This is a genomic window from Pontibacter rugosus (genome assembly GCF_042678745.1).
Lineage (GTDB): Bacteria > Bacteroidota > Bacteroidia > Cytophagales > Hymenobacteraceae > Pontibacter > Pontibacter rugosus.
Genome location: NZ_JBHTLD010000114.1, coordinates 1 through 16,287, shown reverse-complemented (window position 1 = coordinate 16,287; position 16,287 = coordinate 1). Strand labels below are relative to the sequence as shown.

12 protein-coding genes are annotated in these 16,287 nt (G+C 45.7%); 8 read left to right on the top strand and 4 right to left on the bottom strand.

All coding sequences use genetic code 11. From position 1 onward, the window contains the following. Together ACFQ2O_RS12835 and ACFQ2O_RS12830 are read right to left on the bottom strand one after the other, a co-directional pair. On the bottom strand, positions 1–279 hold a 279-nt coding region (locus ACFQ2O_RS12835; RefSeq protein WP_377528209.1), incomplete at its 3' end, for a hypothetical protein. A 182-nt stretch (positions 280–461) separates the two neighbouring features. Beyond that, positions 462–788: a hypothetical protein gene (locus ACFQ2O_RS12830; protein ID WP_377528207.1), complete on the bottom strand. Its 327-nt coding sequence runs from the start codon at positions 786–788 to the stop codon at positions 462–464. Positions 789–1,216: 428 nt separating this feature from the next. Here ACFQ2O_RS12830 and trxA point away from each other — a divergent pair, with 428 nt between their 5' ends. Then, positions 1,217–1,522 (top strand): thioredoxin, encoded by a 306-nt coding sequence (trxA, locus tag ACFQ2O_RS12825; protein ID WP_377528205.1) that lies wholly within the window; start codon positions 1,217–1,219, stop codon positions 1,520–1,522. A 19-nt stretch (positions 1,523–1,541) separates the two neighbouring features. Here the strand turns inward: trxA and ACFQ2O_RS12820 are convergent, their stop codons facing one another. Further along, positions 1,542–2,927 carry a sensor histidine kinase gene (locus tag ACFQ2O_RS12820; protein ID WP_377528203.1) on the bottom strand — a complete coding sequence of 462 codons (1,386 nt, stop codon included), beginning with the start codon at positions 2,925–2,927 and terminating at the stop codon, positions 1,542–1,544. Then, entirely contained in the window at positions 2,917–4,299 is a 1,383-nt protein-coding gene (locus tag ACFQ2O_RS12815) for a sigma-54-dependent transcriptional regulator (protein WP_377528201.1), read from the bottom strand. Before ACFQ2O_RS12815 ends, ACFQ2O_RS12820 begins: the two co-directional genes overlap by 11 nt. A 411-nt stretch (positions 4,300–4,710) precedes the next feature. Between ACFQ2O_RS12815 and ACFQ2O_RS12810 the strand changes: the two genes are divergently transcribed. The 7 genes from ACFQ2O_RS12810 (at position 4,711) to ACFQ2O_RS12780 (ending at position 16,111) form a co-directional block, all read left to right on the top strand. Further along, positions 4,711–5,961, top strand: coding sequence for an efflux RND transporter periplasmic adaptor subunit (locus ACFQ2O_RS12810; protein WP_377528199.1), 1,251 nt, complete (start codon positions 4,711–4,713; stop codon positions 5,959–5,961). A 101-nt stretch (positions 5,962–6,062) separates the two neighbouring features. Then, entirely contained in the window at positions 6,063–6,776 is a 714-nt protein-coding gene (locus ACFQ2O_RS12805) for an ABC transporter ATP-binding protein (RefSeq protein ID WP_377528197.1), read from the top strand. 121 nt (positions 6,777–6,897) lie between these two features. Beyond that, positions 6,898–9,306 carry an ABC transporter permease gene (locus ACFQ2O_RS12800; protein ID WP_377528195.1) on the top strand — a complete coding sequence of 803 codons (2,409 nt, stop codon included), beginning with the start codon at positions 6,898–6,900 and terminating at the stop codon, positions 9,304–9,306. Between the two features lie 191 nt (positions 9,307–9,497). Further along, on the top strand, positions 9,498–11,375 hold the full coding sequence (locus tag ACFQ2O_RS12795) for a M61 family metallopeptidase (protein WP_377528194.1): 1,878 nt from the start codon (positions 9,498–9,500) through the stop codon (positions 11,373–11,375). A gap of 41 nt (positions 11,376–11,416) precedes the next feature. Next, the gene (locus ACFQ2O_RS12790; RefSeq protein ID WP_377528193.1) at positions 11,417–12,769 is read left to right on the top strand and encodes a TolC family protein; all 1,353 of its coding nucleotides are present in this window, start codon (positions 11,417–11,419) and stop codon (positions 12,767–12,769) included. Between the two features lie 196 nt (positions 12,770–12,965). Beyond that, positions 12,966–15,296, top strand: a complete 2,331-nt coding sequence (locus ACFQ2O_RS12785; RefSeq protein ID WP_377528191.1) for a TonB-dependent receptor — start codon at positions 12,966–12,968, stop codon at positions 15,294–15,296. Next, positions 15,296–16,111: a DUF4249 domain-containing protein gene (locus ACFQ2O_RS12780; protein ID WP_377528189.1), complete on the top strand. Its 816-nt coding sequence runs from the start codon at positions 15,296–15,298 to the stop codon at positions 16,109–16,111. Before ACFQ2O_RS12785 ends, ACFQ2O_RS12780 begins: the two co-directional genes overlap by 1 nt. The last annotated feature ends 176 nt before the right edge of the window (positions 16,112–16,287 follow it).

Sequence of the window (16,287 nt, the reverse complement as noted above, 5' to 3'; positions counted from 1 at the left end):
GTAAGTATAATTAAAATTATGCAGGGTTTGGTAAAAATAAAGTATAGCCATACTTATCAAAAAGATACTTTCTAATATGCGTGGCATAGAGTTCATTTTGGTTATATCCACTCCCATCATAACAATGATAAAATTGAGTATGATGAAAAGTATAACTACACCAACTACAGTATACTTATACAAGGACTTTTGAAAGCTGACTAAATAAACAGCAGCCAGCATCATAAACTCTATCGGCGTGTACAGGTGGTCTAGCCAAATGTTATTTTTTGTACCCATATACACCGTTAGGGCAGCTATGACTTCGATAGATAACAAAAAGCAGCAATAGAAAAGAAGTAGCCTGAAAAGCAAGCTACTTCTTTTTGAAATCATAAATAACCCGGCTACTACCGGAATAACAGAGCTATAGGTAGATACTTCAATTAACCATGGGTAATATTCTTTTAAGAATACCTCCATTAGCCATTCAACTCACTATCTACGCAATCAGGAGGGCAGATATGAGATTTGTCTGCTATCGTGCCAGTTATCATATCGTCTCCTTCTGAAGTAGCACCAACAAGTATAAGCTGTTTCTTTCCTTCGTCATTTTTGGCATAGTACATTCGAATACCCATGCAGTCTTCCTGCTCCAGAATCTTCAAAAGTATATCGCGTCCAAAAAAGTGAGCTTTGATTTTTTCACCGTTTTCAGTTTCCTTTTCTTTATCACGGTAATTCTTGGTCCATTTTGCGGCTTCTTTCAGATCTATGGGAGCTCCTTCCGTTCCGTTGTACTTTGGCATATAATATTTTGGCTTTAAGGTTGAAGATATAAATATATGATATACCTAATTTAGAAAGAACAACTTTGTATTATTAATTTTTAAAGACAGCGCCTATATTATCAAAATTTTATCTTAAGAAAGCCACAAATTGAACTTTAGTATCTACAGAGATCTGAAGAATAAAAGACAGCAGACTGTTTTGAGGTGAACATAGCTGTTATCGGTGAGCTTTCTGAAGTAAAGTGAGGATAACATAGCAGGAAAGGTCTGCCCCTGCTATGTTTATACTTATCTATCACCCCGCTCCTTATTTTAGATAAACTTTACTTATGATCTACCAAAGCTAAGGCGCATTTAATGTATGGCAGTATTAAGTCGGCATAAAGTATGCTACAAACCTGCTTGCGGATTGCGCGTAAATTTATACTTAACCAAAGCAAAAAACTATGGCAAAGAAGTCATTTCAGGAGATAATAAGCAGCCCGGAAACACCCGTACTTGTAGATTTTTATGCAGATTGGTGCGGCCCTTGTAAGGCCATGAGTCCGGTAGTGCAGCAGCTTGCCAGCCAGTTTAATGGTAAGCTGAAAGTTATCAAGGTGGATATTGATAAGAATCAGGCTGCTGCCTCTCAATACCGTGTACAGGGTGTGCCTACCTTTATACTCTTTAATAAGGGACAGCAAGTATGGCGGCAATCAGGAGCCTTGCCGGCACAGCAACTATCACAGGTCATACAACAGTATGTATGATCTTTACCTAAAGCCATACTTACACAGCGCTATTCGTTACCAATTTAAGCTGAAGGCTAAATACTGTTTCGTTGGGTTTTGTATGCACCCGTATAGTGCCGCCGTGCTGCTGCATGATCTGTTTTGATAGGCTCAGGCCAATGCCGGAACCATGCTTTTTAGTTGTATAGAAAGGTATAAATATTTTATCCAATACGTCTTCAGCAATACCAGGCCCATTATCGATGACATCAATTCTAAGTTTAGCTCGTTCCCCGTCCGGAACATAGGCTATGATTTCCACTAAAGGTTCTGTACATCCCTGGCAAGCCTCCATGCTATTTTTCAGCAGATTAATCAGCACCTGCTCTAATTGCTCTGCATCTGCCATTACTTCTACATCTTCGTCGGGCAAGTACATTTTCAGCAAGATGGCTTGCAGTTTGAGCTCTGGCTGCAGCAACTGATGCACCTGACGCAACAGGCTATTTATCTTTAGCGGCCGGAGTTCTGAAACAGGCAAACGCATGAGCCGACGGTAATTTTTAACAAAGTTGAGCATGCCAGAGCTGCGCCTTTCTACCGTCTGCAAGCCTGCCTGCATATCTTCCAGCACATCCATGTCTATACTTTCACCGGCTTGCTGCTTTACAATTACCTCCTGCTGCAAAAGCCCCGCCACCGTTGACGTCAGCGATATGACCGGCGTGATGGAGTTCATTATTTCATGTGTCAGCACCCGTATTACCTTTTGCCATGTTTGCAGCTCCTGCTCTTCCAGTTCAGACTGAATATTCTGTAACGTCACAATCTTGAGCTGGCGGCCTTGTAAGGTCAGTTCAGTGGCATGCAAGCTTAGTAGAAGCTGCTCATGTTTAAGCTGCACCATTACCAGCCTTTTCTCCTGATGTGCGATACCAAATAACGCCTGCACCAATTCAGCGCTTAACCGCTCCAATGCTTCTACATGCCGCAGATGGGGCACATGAAGCATTCTCTTGGTTACTTCGTTTACTAACTCCACCTCACCTTCTTCATCAAAAGATAGTATCCCTACGCCAACCTGTTCAATAATTGTTTGCAGGTAATGGTAATGGGCCTGCTTATCTGTTTTTACTTTCAGAAAAGCATCAGAAATATCGTTGAAGTGCTGGTACAGCTCCCGGTAAGAAGAGTTGGCGCGTTCAGTGGCGAAACGCTGTGTAAAATCAGAGTGGCGCATAGCCTCCAGAAAGCTGCTTATGTCACGGTTAGTACGCTCTACAAACGTGATAAGGTCGTACACCTGAAAAACCAGGATCAGGAAAACACAAAAGGCTGTCATATACCAGTCAGTGCGGTAAAGCACCAGCAACAAGGCCAGGGCAACGGCTATAAGCAGTAAAAGGCGCAACAGCAGCCTTATCCTGAAACCACTATAAGCCATGCTTCTCTATTCTTCGGTAAAGGGCAGTGCGGGTTATTCCCAGATCTTTTGCAGCGTGGGTTATGTTACCGGCATGCTTTACCAACGCTTTCTGCACCATCATCTTTTCGAGAGTTTCAAGGGTATAGTCCTGGTCGTTGATAAGTTCCACCCCTTGCTCTTGTGATACCCTGTCTTCGTTGGGTGCGAAATAAAAGTCATCTATACTTAGCACGTTACCATCACAAAGTATAACAGCACGCTCCATGGCATGATCTAATTCACGGATATTGCCAGGCCAGCGGTACTCTGACAAGCGGTGCATGGTTTCTATAGGAAGCTGAAGCCCCTCTCGATCATACTTCTGACGATACACATTTAAGAAATGCTCCGCCAACAGCTTTATATCCTCCCGGCGCTCACGTAGCGGAGGCAGGTGAATTTCTACGGTGTTGATACGGTAGAGCAAATCCTGCCGGAAAGCTCCTTCCCGCACCATTTGGTATAACGGCATATTTGTCGCACAGATCAGCCTGACATCTATAGGCCGTGGTTTGTTTGTGCCAAGCCTTATAATTTGGCGGCTTTGCAACACCGTAAGCAACTTTGCCTGTAGCCCCGGCGACAGATTTCCGATCTCGTCCAGAAACAACGAACCACCTGTAGCTGCTTCAAAACGCCCTGCCCTATCTTCTTTGGCATCTGTATAAGCTCCTTTGGCATGGCCAAACAGCTCACTTTCAAATAGGGTTTCGCTTACGGCTCCCAGATCCACTTTCTCAAATACATGGGCTGCCCTTTTAGATTTGCGGTGCAGTGCCCGGGCCGCCACTTCTTTGCCTGTGCCGTTCTCGCCAAGTATAAGGACATTGGCATCTGTACCTGCTACTTTATCTATAGTCTGGTATACACGCTGCATGGCCTGAGAAACGCCAATAAAGCCATCGTAATGATAAACTGTATTGTTATGCTCTGCTGATTCGGCGCTTCGTTTTACACGTATGCTCTGCTGCTGGCAGGCAGTTTTAAGCACGGCAACTAATTTGTCATTCTGCCAGGGCTTCAGCACAAAGTCAGCAGCACCTTCTTTCAAGGCCCTTACAGCAATTTCAATGTCACCATAGGCCGTCATCAAGATCACAGTAGTTTTAGGAGAGAGCTGTAGAATCTGCTTTAGCCAATGGAAACCCTCTTTGCTTGATGTGGCCCCAGTACTATAGTTCATATCCAGCAGTACCACATCAAACCCATGCTCCTGCAAAAGAGCAGGTATTTGGTAAGGGTCAGAGGTTGTTTTTACTGTGGCAAAGTGTTGTTTCAGCAGGAGCTTTCCAGCCAACAGAATATCTTCTTCATCATCAACAACTAGAATTTTGCAAGCAATCTTACTCATAGGTACTGAGTCAATGTATGTATATTAGATTTTATGGAATGCGTGCTTTGGGATAAGGCTGCCATGACTTGTGCCACAGTGAAAGCAGTGTATGTTGGCCGATGTTTTCACTCAGACAAAATACTTGCCTGTGAGTAAAAGTAAATTATTTTTAAGTAAGATGCCATATGAATGGACAAGTATAAACGTAACGCTTTAGCATTAATTTCTTCTTGTACTTCCTCTGCCCTGAAGCTGTTCGGTACAGGACACTAAAGTGTACGAAACTGAACAGTTATAACATAGTCACGCATCTACACAAGCACACAACAAACTGATTATTAATCCATTAAATAACATGGCACACTTGTTGGAATTAAGGTTCAAGAATATATACCCTAACTATACTTAGCTCCTATACTTCTACCAACTATGGATCGCGTAATCGAAAAGAAAAAGTTTACTACAAAGAAGGTTGCCCTGATTGCTGCCGGAACATTAGTGTTGATACTTGTGCTGTACAACCTGTTGTTTGCCGAGCATAGTTCTAAATTAAATGTAGATAGCGAGCGTGTGACACTAGGCCAGGTACAGGAAGGAAATTTTCAGGAGTTTATAGCCATTGATGGCTCAGTAGATCCATTAAAAAGCTTTTACCTGGACATAACAGAAGGAGGCCGTGTAGAAAAGATCTATACAGATGACGGCCGCATGGTAGAAAAAGGAGATACTATACTTAAGCTTTCCAACACTACGCTCCAAATTGACTTCATGACCCGCGAGACGCAGCTGTATGACCTGATGAACGAACGCCAGAATTCGGAAATCACCATGAAGCAGGACCTGATTCGCAAAGAAAATGATCTGGCTGAGATAGAGTATAACCTGGCCCTTGCCGAGCGCAAGTATGAACGCAACAAAATGCTGATTGCGGAGAAAGTAATATCGCGGGAGGAGTTTGAAGCTGCCAGAGACGAGTATAACTATCTGAAAAAACGCAAAATGCTGGCAGAACGCTCTGTGAAGCAAGACGCAAAGCTGATGGAGGATCGCCTGAAGCAGCTTGATGAGTCAATCCGCCGCATGGAAGCCAACATTGGTATGGCCCGTAGCACACTCAACAACCTTTATGTAACAGCTCCCTTTACAGGGCAGCTCTCTACGCTAAAAGCTGAGGTTGGAGAATCCAAAGCCCCAGGCGAGAACATTGGGCAGATAGACGATTTGAACGGCTATAAAGTTAAAGCCAACATAGACGAACATTATATCTCCAGGGTGTACCCTGGCCTGACAGGCAACTTTGATTTTAACGGCAAGACCTATAAAGTAGCCATCGCCAAGGTGTTCCCCGAAGTACAAAACAATACGTTTCAGGTAGACCTTGAATTTGCCGAAGGAACACCGGAAGGCATACGCCGGGGCCAGACACTACAGGTGAAACTCAACCTGAACGATGGCGGCAAAGCAGTACTACTCCCGCGTGGGGGCTTTTACCAGAGCACAGGCGGCAACTGGGTTTTTGTAGTCAACCCAAATGGCGATTATGCAGAAAAACGGAATATTAAACTAGGCCGACAAAACCCTAACCACTACGAAGTACTGGACGGGCTGCAACCAGGCGATAAAGTAGTACTTTCATCCTACGACAGCTACGGCGACATAGACCGGCTGGAGTTAAAGTAAGTAGAAAACTATACCTCGATTTATACTTATCACACAAAAGAGACAAAGCCACTAGTACAAAATAGAACTATCCACTATCTACAGCAAAGAGCACTATGAACATGCAAGAACTAGTAATTGACACACAGAATCTGCAAAAGAAGTACATTACCGATACAGTAGAAACCACAGCGCTGGCTGGCGTAGACCTTAAAATCAAACGAGGTGAGTTTGTAGCCATCATGGGCCCATCCGGTTGCGGCAAATCTACGCTACTAAATATCCTGGGCCTGCTCGACAGCCCTTCCTCAGGCAGCTTTAAGTTTCTGGATCAGGAAGTAGCCAATGTCTCAGAGCGCCAGCGTGCCAAGCTTCGCAAGCAAAACCTGGGCTTCGTGTTTCAAAGCTTTAACCTGATAGATGAACTGACGGTGGAGGAAAACATTGCGTTGCCACTAGCTTACCTAGGTGTGTCTAAAGCAGAGACAAACAAAAAGACCCAGGAAGCGATGGAGCGTATGGGCATCGCCCACCGCCGCAACCATTTCCCACAGCAGCTTTCTGGTGGCCAGCAGCAGCGTGTGGCTATTGCCAGGGCAACCGTATCAAATCCAGCGCTTATACTTGCCGACGAACCGACAGGTAACCTGGACTCGGTGCACGGCCGCGAGGTGATGCAGCTGCTGTCGGAGCTGAACGAGGCAGGCACCACCGTGGTGATGGTGACACACTCCCCAACTGATGCTGAATACGCGCACCGCATTGTAAATCTATTTGACGGCCAGATCGTGACGGAGAACCTGAACGTGAAGCGCCATGCAGTTGAGTTATTATAAATCAGCTATGCAGACAAACCTCGGAGCCATAGCCGGCTCCGAGCAATTTCCCTCTCTTGCTTCATAAAAAGCCCTTGCTGCAATCTATACAACCTCTACCAACGCCTCTCCTACCAAACATATGCTAGCCAGCTATCTCAAAATTACTATTCGTAATTTGATGCGGAACAATGTATATTCTGCCATCAACATTGTAGGCTTAGCCATTGGCATTGCCTCCTGCATACTTATATTTCTGTATGTGCAGGACGAGCTGAGCTACGAGAACCAATTCTCTAAATCAGACCGGATTGTGCGCCTGGTGGGAGAAGTAAACTTTGAGGGGCATCAGGACCAGTTTGCCGTTACTCCTCCTCCGCTACAGGATGCTGTCAGGAAGTTTCCGGAGACCGAAGCAGTAACGCAGTATTTTTTCCCGGGCAAACAAACTATCTGGTATCAGAACCAGAGCTTTAACGAAGACAACCTGGCCTTTGCCGATACCTCCTATTTCAAGGTATTTGACTATGAGATGGTAGCAGGCAACCCAGCCACAGCACTGGCTGCCCCTAATAGCATTGTGCTGACAGAAGAGCTGGCAGAAAGGCTTTTTGGTGGCACAGAGCAGGCCATGGGTGAAGTACTGAAATTCAGCAACCACTCCTATACTGTTACCGGAGTTTACCACGACTCTAAGCACTCACACCTCAAAACCACCGGTTTGCTTTCGCGTGCCACTGTAGATGCAGAACTACGGGCAGATGGGCAAAGCAACCATTGGTTTAACATGAACTTCTATACTTATGCTCTGCTACACAACCCAAACCAGGTTGTTGCTTTTCAAGCACAGGTAAACGACCTGGTACAAAATGTAGTGAGCCCCTGGATAAAAGAGAACCGCCTGAACGCACAAATGCGCTTTATTGCGCAGCCACTTAAAGAAGTTCACTTCGATACGCGCTATGTCGGTGACCGTAGCCCAAGCGGAAATATTTCTTACATCTACATCTTCGGAGCCGTGGCTGCCTTCCTGCTGCTGATAGCAAGTATAAACTACATGAACCTGGCTACAGCACGCTCAGCCAAACGCGCAAAAGAAGTAGGCTTGCGCAAGGTAGTAGGCGCTGAACGGAGCCAAATCATCAGTCAGTTCTTAAGCGAGTCGTTGCTGCTGACGTTGGTGGCTGTGTTGCTGGCCCTGGCACTGGTACAGATTTTTATACCTGAATTCAACGAACTTACTGAAAAGCACTTTGCTTCAGACTTTTTCCTGCAGTGGGAGTTCCTGGTGGCTCTTCTGGCGATCGTGCTGCTGGTAGGTGTGGTGGCAGGCAGCTATCCGGCCTTCTTTCTATCGGCCTTCAAGCCTTCCGATGTTCTTAAATCAGATAAACAGCCAAAGGGAGGTAGCGCCACCCTGCGAAGGGCGCTGGTAGTGGTGCAGTTCAGCATTTCACTTATCCTGATGATCGGCACCATTGTCGTGTTCACGCAAATGCATTTCCTCAAGAATGCTGACCTCGGCTTCAACAAAGAGCAGGTATTGGTGGTGGATGTGCCTAATGGCGATTCTACCCTAGTACAGCGCCTGCCAGCGCTTAAGCAAAAACTGCTGCAACACCCGAACATAAAACTGGTGTCCAACTCTTACAGCATCCCGGCTGAGTCGTTGAACCGAACACTTATACTAGTAGAACAGGATGAGAAAATGGTAGAGAAAACAATGGATATCATGGCCGTAGACTATGATTTTATACCTGTGATGGGCATTAGCATGCAAGATGGCCGAAACTTCTCCCAGGAAATCCAGACGGATGCTAGCGCTGGTGTGATCATAAACGAGGCCGCAGCACGCTGGCTGGGCTGGACAGACCCCGTTAGTAAGCGTGTGCAGCTTAGCAGGGATAATATTTCGGACGGTAACGGCAAGGTAGTCGGCGTTGTGAAAGATTTTCATGTTTCCTCGCTTCATTCTGATGTGCAGCCCATTATCATGGTACTCTCTCCGGCATCACCAGGGTATCTAATGGCACGGATTACGCCACAAGACCAGGCTGCCACCATACACTTTATACAAGAGCAGTGGCGCAGCTTCGACCCAAGGCACCCCATGGAATACTTCTTTATGGATGAGTTCTTTGACAGGCAGTATCGCGCCGAAGAAAAAATGCTCACCGTTTTCGGATACTTTGCCGGCCTTACCATACTTATTGCCTGCCTTGGGCTGTTTGGGCTGGCCTCTTTTACAGCAGAGCAGCGCACCAAAGAGATTGGCATCCGCAAAGTGCTAGGCTCCTCTACCGGTAGCATTGTCATGTTGCTGTCTAAGGACTTTGCACTGCTGGTGGTGCTAGCTATACTTGTGGCCAGCCCTATTGCCTGGTATGCCATGAGCAAATGGCTACAGGACTTTGCCTATCGCATACATCTTAGTTGGTGGATGTTTGCACTGGCTGCTGTTTTAGCGCTTGTTATCGCACTTGCCACGGTTAGCTTTCAGGCAATAAGAGCCGCTTTGTTGGACCCGGTAAAAGCTATCAGAACCCAATAAAAAGGAACTTATATGTTAGTCAGGCGCTTCCGCAGTACTAACCTGCAGCAGGGTTAATTGCTGTAGCGTTCTACTTTTTATCTAATGAAGCTGGTTTAATTTTCTGGATGCGTACCTAAACCGAGAACGAGCACAGGGTGTAGATCGTACATAATCAGTTAATGCATGATCCTATCTGAAATCAAGATACTATGTCAATAAAAAAGAATATCCTACTGCTCAGCTTAGGCTTTAGCCTCGCCTTATCAGGAAATGTTGATGCACAGCAAAAAGCAGACAAAGCAGACAGTAAGTATAATGTAACCATTGACTTAAACTCTGTTCAAAACGATAAGGTGCAGGTTACTGTGCTGGCGCCTACTATCAATCAGAGCGAAGTTACCTACGTAATGCCTAAAATTGTACCTGGCACTTATTCTGTATCCGACTTTGGCAAGTTAGTATCTGATCTTAAAGCTTACACCAAAGCTGGCCTGCCCCTTGCGGTAGAGAGGCTGGATGTAAACCGCTGGAAAATAAAAAACGCTACGCAGCTGGCCAGAGTTACTTACTGGGTAGATGACACCTTTGACACCCTAAAACGCGAAGACGTACTGTTTGAACCCGGTGGCACTAACATAGAGGCTGGTAAAAACTTTCTTATCAATACCTTCGGCTTTATAGGGTATTTTGATGGCATGAAGCAACTGCCTTACGAACTGAACGTGAAAAAGCCACAAGGCTTTTACGGTTCTACGCCACTGAAGGCAGCTGTCACTACTGATACGGCTGATAAATACCAGATTGCCAACTATGTTGATCTGGCTGACTCGCCCCTGATGTATAACCGCCCTGACACAACAGTGCTGAACCTGGGTGGCACAGAGGTATTGGTATCTGTTTATTCACCTTCAGGCCGTGTTACATCTAAACCTATTGCTGGCACTGTAAAAAATATTCTGGAAGCGCAGCGAAGCTATTTAGGTGGCACCTTGCCAGTTGACAAGTATGCTTTCCTGATTTATGTGCCGGAGCGTGTAGGTAAATCAGGTTCATTTGGAGCGCTGGAGCACTCCTACTCCTCTGTTTACTTTTTACCGGAGATGCCGGAAGAGCAGTTTAGCAGCACCATACGCGATGTAGCAGCCCACGAGTTTTTCCATATCGTAACGCCCTTGAGCATCCATTCTGAGGAGATCGGAAATTTCGACTTCATTAACCCGAAAATGTCGAAGCATCTCTGGCTTTACGAAGGTGTAACCGAGTACTTTGCCTCGCATGTGCAGGTGTATGAGGAGCTTTATGATCTGGACACCTACCTGCAAAAGCTGCGTGAGTATATCGTCACCTCCAAAGAGTATTATAACGATACCCTTCCCTTTACGGTGATGAGTGCCCAGGTGCTGGATAAGTATGAAAAGGAATATGGTAACGTGTACCAGAAAGGAGCATTGATAGGACTGAACCTGGATGTGCGCCTACGAGAATTAAGCGGCGGCAAGTATGGCTTGCGCAACCTGATGCTGGATCTCTCCAAAACCTATGGCAAAACCAACTCTTTTAAAGACAATGAGCTTTTTGATAAAATAACTGAACTGACATACCCGGAGATTCGGCAGTTCTTTACAAAGTATGTAGAGGGATCTGAGCCACTCCCGCTGGAAGAAACATTCCGAAAAGTAGGCATACGGTACGAACCCGTAGCCACGCAGAATATTATTTCTTACGGTGGCTTTCTGCCCGGTATAGATGAAACAACAGGTAAGCTTAAAGTAGCAGACACCGCAGACATGGACGCCTTTGGCAGAAGTATGGGTTTTAAAACCGACGATGTACTACTGGAATTTAACGGCACCCCCATTACAGCGCAAAATATCCGCGATCTGATTGGAGTGGAATTACAAAGCCTGAAGCCTGGAGACAAACTGACCTTTACGGTTGGCCGCATAAACAACAAAGGAGTGCTGAAGGAAAAGAAACTGAAAGGCAAGGCTACAGCCATGAAACGGGCGCAACAGCATGTACTGATCCCTGATTCTAACGCCACTCCAGCGCAACTACAGCTTCGGAATGCCTGGTTGGGGTCCTGATTTTTTCTGCCTAAACATTGCCACTAGTATAAACTAAACCTATGAAAAATTTTACCATCAGAGCCCTGCTCCAAAAGCTGGGAGGGCTAACTGTTTGCCTTATTTTAGCTGGAGTAGCACAGGCACAGGTACCTATTTCGCTCGAAAAAAGCCTTGAACTGGCCCGCCAGAATAATGTAGCGCTGCGCCAGGCAAAGTATAACAGCACCAGGGCCGACATTGGTGTGCGACGCAGCAAGTATAGCTACCTGCCCAGCATAACGGCCAGCGCAGATGTGAGCCGCAGCAATGGATTGTTTTTTGATAATGTGGCCGGCGAAGTAAAGCGCGGCAATACCAGTACTTCGCAGCCTTACCTGGTAGGCCAGGTGGTTCTGTTCGATGGTTTCACTAAGCTGCATGAACTGAAGCAGGCAAAGCACAATGCCAACGCTTATACCTATGCGGTGCAGCAGGCAGAAATAGACTTCGAAACAAATGTCACCGCCTACTACCTGCAAGCACTTGTAGACCGTGAAAACATCCATATTGCCGAAGACCGGATAAAGCTGCTACAAGGGCAGTTAGAGAAAATAGAAATTCAGGAAAGAGCCGGCGTTCGCGCCCAGGACGAAGTATACCAGATCAAGGCGCAACTGGCTACTGAAAAACTGAACCTTATCACACACCAAAACAACTTCCGTCGCGATAAGCTACAGCTGGTTCAGGAAATGAACGTGGAGGGAAATCCAGACTATGAACTTTTAACACCTGATACACCGGAAGACATTAATATGCTGCTACCGGCTGAGGCAGAGATCATGCAACGTGCGCTTGGACATTCACCGGGAGTAAAGTCTTCTGCAGCCACATTAGATGCTGCTAAAAGTAACTTAAAAGTTATTCGTAGCAATTTCTCTCCTACTCTCTCCCTCGAAGGAGTCTACGGCTCCAACTACTCCAGCAACTTTTATGTAGATCCTGAAAATGGCAATTTTAACACCATGCCATACTTCGACCAACTCGACTTTAACCAGCGCAAGGTGATTGGCCTGAACCTGAGCATTCCTGTTTTCAATGGCTTAATCAGGCACTTTGATGCCCAAACAGCGCGCCTTGACCTGCATAATGCTGAGCTTGACTTTATTGCCAGCCAAAACCAGTTAAGACAAACCGTACAGCAGGCCTACCAGGATGTATTGGCAGCACGAGAAAAGTATAACACCGTTATTGCCAACCTGGATTATACCCAACGCGCCTTTAGCTCTGCTAAACGCCGCTACGAGCTAGGCAACATCGACTTCTTTTTTTACATGGAATCACTGAATAACATGAATAAAACGCAGGCTGAGCTACTCCAAAGCAAATGCGAGTTCTATTTTAAAATGCGTATACTGGAGCTATATATGGGCTAACGGCAATTGTTTACTATACTATACAGCTTCTTAAAGCCGTTGTCTGTTTGGCAACGGCTTTATTATGATATATATACCTCAGCATGACTGACCAGAAAGTCCAGCCACAGATAAAAACCGTACATGAAACAAACCTTTCTGATTACAAATCAGTTTGTGTAAATTAGATCAAATTTCCAGCTTAACATCATCTTGAATGCGGTTTAAAAACCAAGCGTTTCTGTTTTTATACTTAATGCTCTTCCTGTCTCTGCCAACCATAGCCCAAACTCAACTGGTGCAAGGTTACGTGCGGGCAGAAGGGAACGGAGAGGCTTTAATTGGAGCTACTGTAACAGCACCAGAAATGCAACGAGGAACCGTTACAGACGCAAATGGTTTTTACTCCCTGAGCCTGCCCGAAGGTGAGCATACGCTTCAGGCTTCTTACATTGGGTATGCGGCAACAACACGTAACATTATACTTCGCGGCAACAGCCAAAGTATAAACTTTGCGCTACTCCCTTACAGCAACGAGCTGGGAGAAGTAAAAGTAGAATCTAACACCCTTCGCCAGCGGCTCAACGATACACGCATGAGTGTAGATAAGCTCACATCACGAGACGCAAAACTGCTTCCCGCCCTTTTTGGGGAGGTTGACTTAATTAAAACACTTCAACTAAAGCCGGGTGTGCAATCAAGCGGCGAAGGCACTTCGGGATTATATGTACGCGGAGGCGGGCCAGACCAAAACCTGGTTTTGCTGGATGATGCAGTCATCTACAACGCCTCACACCTGTTCGGCTTCTTCAGTGTGTTTAACCCCGATGCCGTGAAGAGTGTGGAGCTTTACAAAGGTGGTTTCCCTGCTCAGTTTGGAGGGCGTTTATCCTCTGTAGTAGAAGTAGCAATGCAGGAAGGCAACAACGAAGGTATAAACGTGAACGGAGGACTCGGGCTGATTTCATCACGACTTTCTGTAGACGGCCCCATCGTAAAAGATAAAGCTACCTTTATAGTATCTGGCCGCCGCACCTATGTAGATATTTTTACACGCCAGCTTAACCGTCTCAACGAAGACACAGAAGATTATAACCCTATACCGGATTACTACTTTTACGACCTCAACGGCAAGCTAAACTACAAGCTGGGTGAAAATGACGAGCTGAGCTTAAGCGGCTACTATGGCCGCGACTTTTTTGGCTTTAACGACGACGATTTCACATTTGGCTTTGACTGGGGCAACACCATGGGAAACCTGCGCTGGCGCCACAAGTTCAACAACAACCTGTACGCTACCACCTCCTTAGGCACTTCCAGCTATAAGTATAACATCAACAACAAGATTGATATCTTCAGCTTTAAACTTACTTCTGATATAGAAGACTATACAGCCAAAACAGATTTTGACTGGTTTGTAGGAAAAGGCCACACGTTAAAATTCGGATTAATGGCCACACGCCACTTTTTTACTGTTGGCCGCCTGAATTTTGACTCTGAAGATAACTCCCAAAGCTTTAGCTCCGGCAACGACTTTAGGGCAACGGAATATGGCGCCTACCTTTCTGACGACTATACGGTAAATGCACAACTGGCACTGAATTATGGTTTGCGTGTCTCGGCCTTTACAAGCGGCGGCAAAACGTACAGCGCCTTAGAGCCCCGTGTATCAGCTAAGTATAACCTCAGCGAAAGCACCTCTATCAAGGCTAGTTATGCCAGCATGAAACAGTACATACACTTGGTAGCCAACTCTGGCGCTTCACTTCCTACAGATGTCTGGTATCCATCCACTCCTAATGTAAAGCCGCAGCAATCACAGCAGGTAGCCTTGGGCGCTAACCGAATTTTCGGAAAAGGACGATACATACTAACTAACGAAGTATACTACAAGTGGATGCACAACCAGATTGATTTTCGTGATGGGGCAAATCTATTTGTAAATGATAACCTGGAAGATGAATTCTTGTTTGGCAGAGGCCGAAGCTACGGCAATGAGCTGTACATTGAAAAGGTGAAAGGCAAGACTACTGGGTGGCTAGGCTACACGCTCTCCTGGACCTATAGGAAGTTTGATGGGGAAAACGGCCAGGAGCAAATCAATGAAGGCAGATGGTTTCCTAACCGCTATGATAGGCGCCACGATATTAGCCTTGTAATTCTGCACCAGCTGAACAAGCGTTTGAGCCTGACAGGTTCTTTTGTATACGGCACCGGCCAGGCTGTATCGCTCCCTGTTGCCAGATTCCCGTTGCAGGATGTGGAAGGGAAAGACCCCAACATTATTCCCATTTATGAAGACCGCAACACCTTCAGGCTGGCCGCTTACCACCGTCTAGATCTTGGTGCAGTTCTTAAGCTCAAACCAAAGCGAGGTGAGGCCGACCTTACATTTAGTGTGTACAATGCCTATAACCGCCGTAACCCATACTTTATATACTTTGAGCAGATTAAAGACCGAACTATAAACGAAACTGTTGGGTTTCAGGCAAAGCAGGTGTCGTTGTTTCCGCTTATCCCTTCGGTTACCTATAACTTTAAATTCTGATGAGAACAAAGTTCCTCTACTTTCTGATGCTGTCGGTGCTGAGTTTAGCCTCTAGTTCTTGCGATTTGGAGAAAGACGTAGAAGTTGAATTGCCATACCATGAACCAAAACTGGTGGTAGAGTGCTACCTGGAGCCAGGAAAGACAATACGTGCTTTGGTTTTGGAAAGTGCCGGATATTTTGATGATGCACAATTGCCTTTAGTGCCCGACGCAGAAGTTACCATTGGCCATAACGGCAGAACCCTGCAACTAAGTTATAAACCTTTTCAGGATAGGAACACGGGGCGCTTTTACACACATACCTCCTCCACAAACATGAAGGGCAAACCCGGCGACATCTATAGTATAGAAGTAGTAGATGGCAAAGGGCGTAGAGTGACCGGTTATACTGTTGTGCAAAAAAAGGTACCGATTGATACCGTAGAATGGAAGTTTAACGAAGATAAAAAAGCGTATCTGCTCACCACCTTTAAGGACGATGGAAACACCAAAGATTTTTACCGCTACATGACGCACCGCGACAGCCTGATGAATGGCAGCCAAAGAGATATTGTCACCTCCGATAGATTGAACAACGGCAAAATTATTTCTTTTGGCTCTGCTTATGATTATGAGGAGGGAGATACCTTGATTGTCTCGCTCTATCACATTGAAGAGCAGTATTACGATTTTCTGTCATCTACAAGCGATGCCAAAGACGCCAATGGCAACCCTTTTGCCCAACCAACCAAAATAAAATCTTCGGTGCAGGGTGGCTATGGCATTTTTACAAACCTGGCTTACGAACGCAAAAAAGTTATTATTACCCGATAGCAAAATCCTTCCTTCAGAAGTTACACCCACAACGGCTGCCCAATATGGTAGCCGTTTTTTTGTATCCATCTATCTCCTGCTACTGTTGAGGTGCCTTCAACTTAACTGTAGTAGAGCGCATCAGTATTTGGTGACCTGCCACAGCAATGGTTGTAAAACGAAGTTTATACATTGAA

What these genes read in the sequence shown, in the direction of transcription:
- ACFQ2O_RS12830 (WP_377528207.1), bottom strand. Translation starts at nt 788, where the DNA reads ATGCCAAAGTACAACGGAACGGAAGGAGCTCCCATAGATCTGAAAGAA.
- trxA (WP_377528205.1), top strand. Translation starts at nt 1,217, where the DNA reads ATGGCAAAGAAGTCATTTCAGGAGATAATAAGCAGCCCGGAAACACCC.
- ACFQ2O_RS12820 (WP_377528203.1), bottom strand. Translation starts at nt 2,927, where the DNA reads ATGGCTTATAGTGGTTTCAGGATAAGGCTGCTGTTGCGCCTTTTACTG.
- ACFQ2O_RS12815 (WP_377528201.1), bottom strand. Translation starts at nt 4,299, where the DNA reads ATGAGTAAGATTGCTTGCAAAATTCTAGTTGTTGATGATGAAGAAGAT.
- ACFQ2O_RS12810 (WP_377528199.1), top strand. Translation starts at nt 4,711, where the DNA reads ATGGATCGCGTAATCGAAAAGAAAAAGTTTACTACAAAGAAGGTTGCC.
- ACFQ2O_RS12805 (WP_377528197.1), top strand. Translation starts at nt 6,063, where the DNA reads ATGCAAGAACTAGTAATTGACACACAGAATCTGCAAAAGAAGTACATT.
- ACFQ2O_RS12800 (WP_377528195.1), top strand. Translation starts at nt 6,898, where the DNA reads ATGCTAGCCAGCTATCTCAAAATTACTATTCGTAATTTGATGCGGAAC.
- ACFQ2O_RS12795 (WP_377528194.1), top strand. Translation starts at nt 9,498, where the DNA reads ATGTCAATAAAAAAGAATATCCTACTGCTCAGCTTAGGCTTTAGCCTC.
- ACFQ2O_RS12790 (WP_377528193.1), top strand. Translation starts at nt 11,417, where the DNA reads ATGAAAAATTTTACCATCAGAGCCCTGCTCCAAAAGCTGGGAGGGCTA.
- ACFQ2O_RS12785 (WP_377528191.1), top strand. Translation starts at nt 12,966, where the DNA reads ATGCGGTTTAAAAACCAAGCGTTTCTGTTTTTATACTTAATGCTCTTC.
- ACFQ2O_RS12780 (WP_377528189.1), top strand. Translation starts at nt 15,296, where the DNA reads ATGAGAACAAAGTTCCTCTACTTTCTGATGCTGTCGGTGCTGAGTTTA.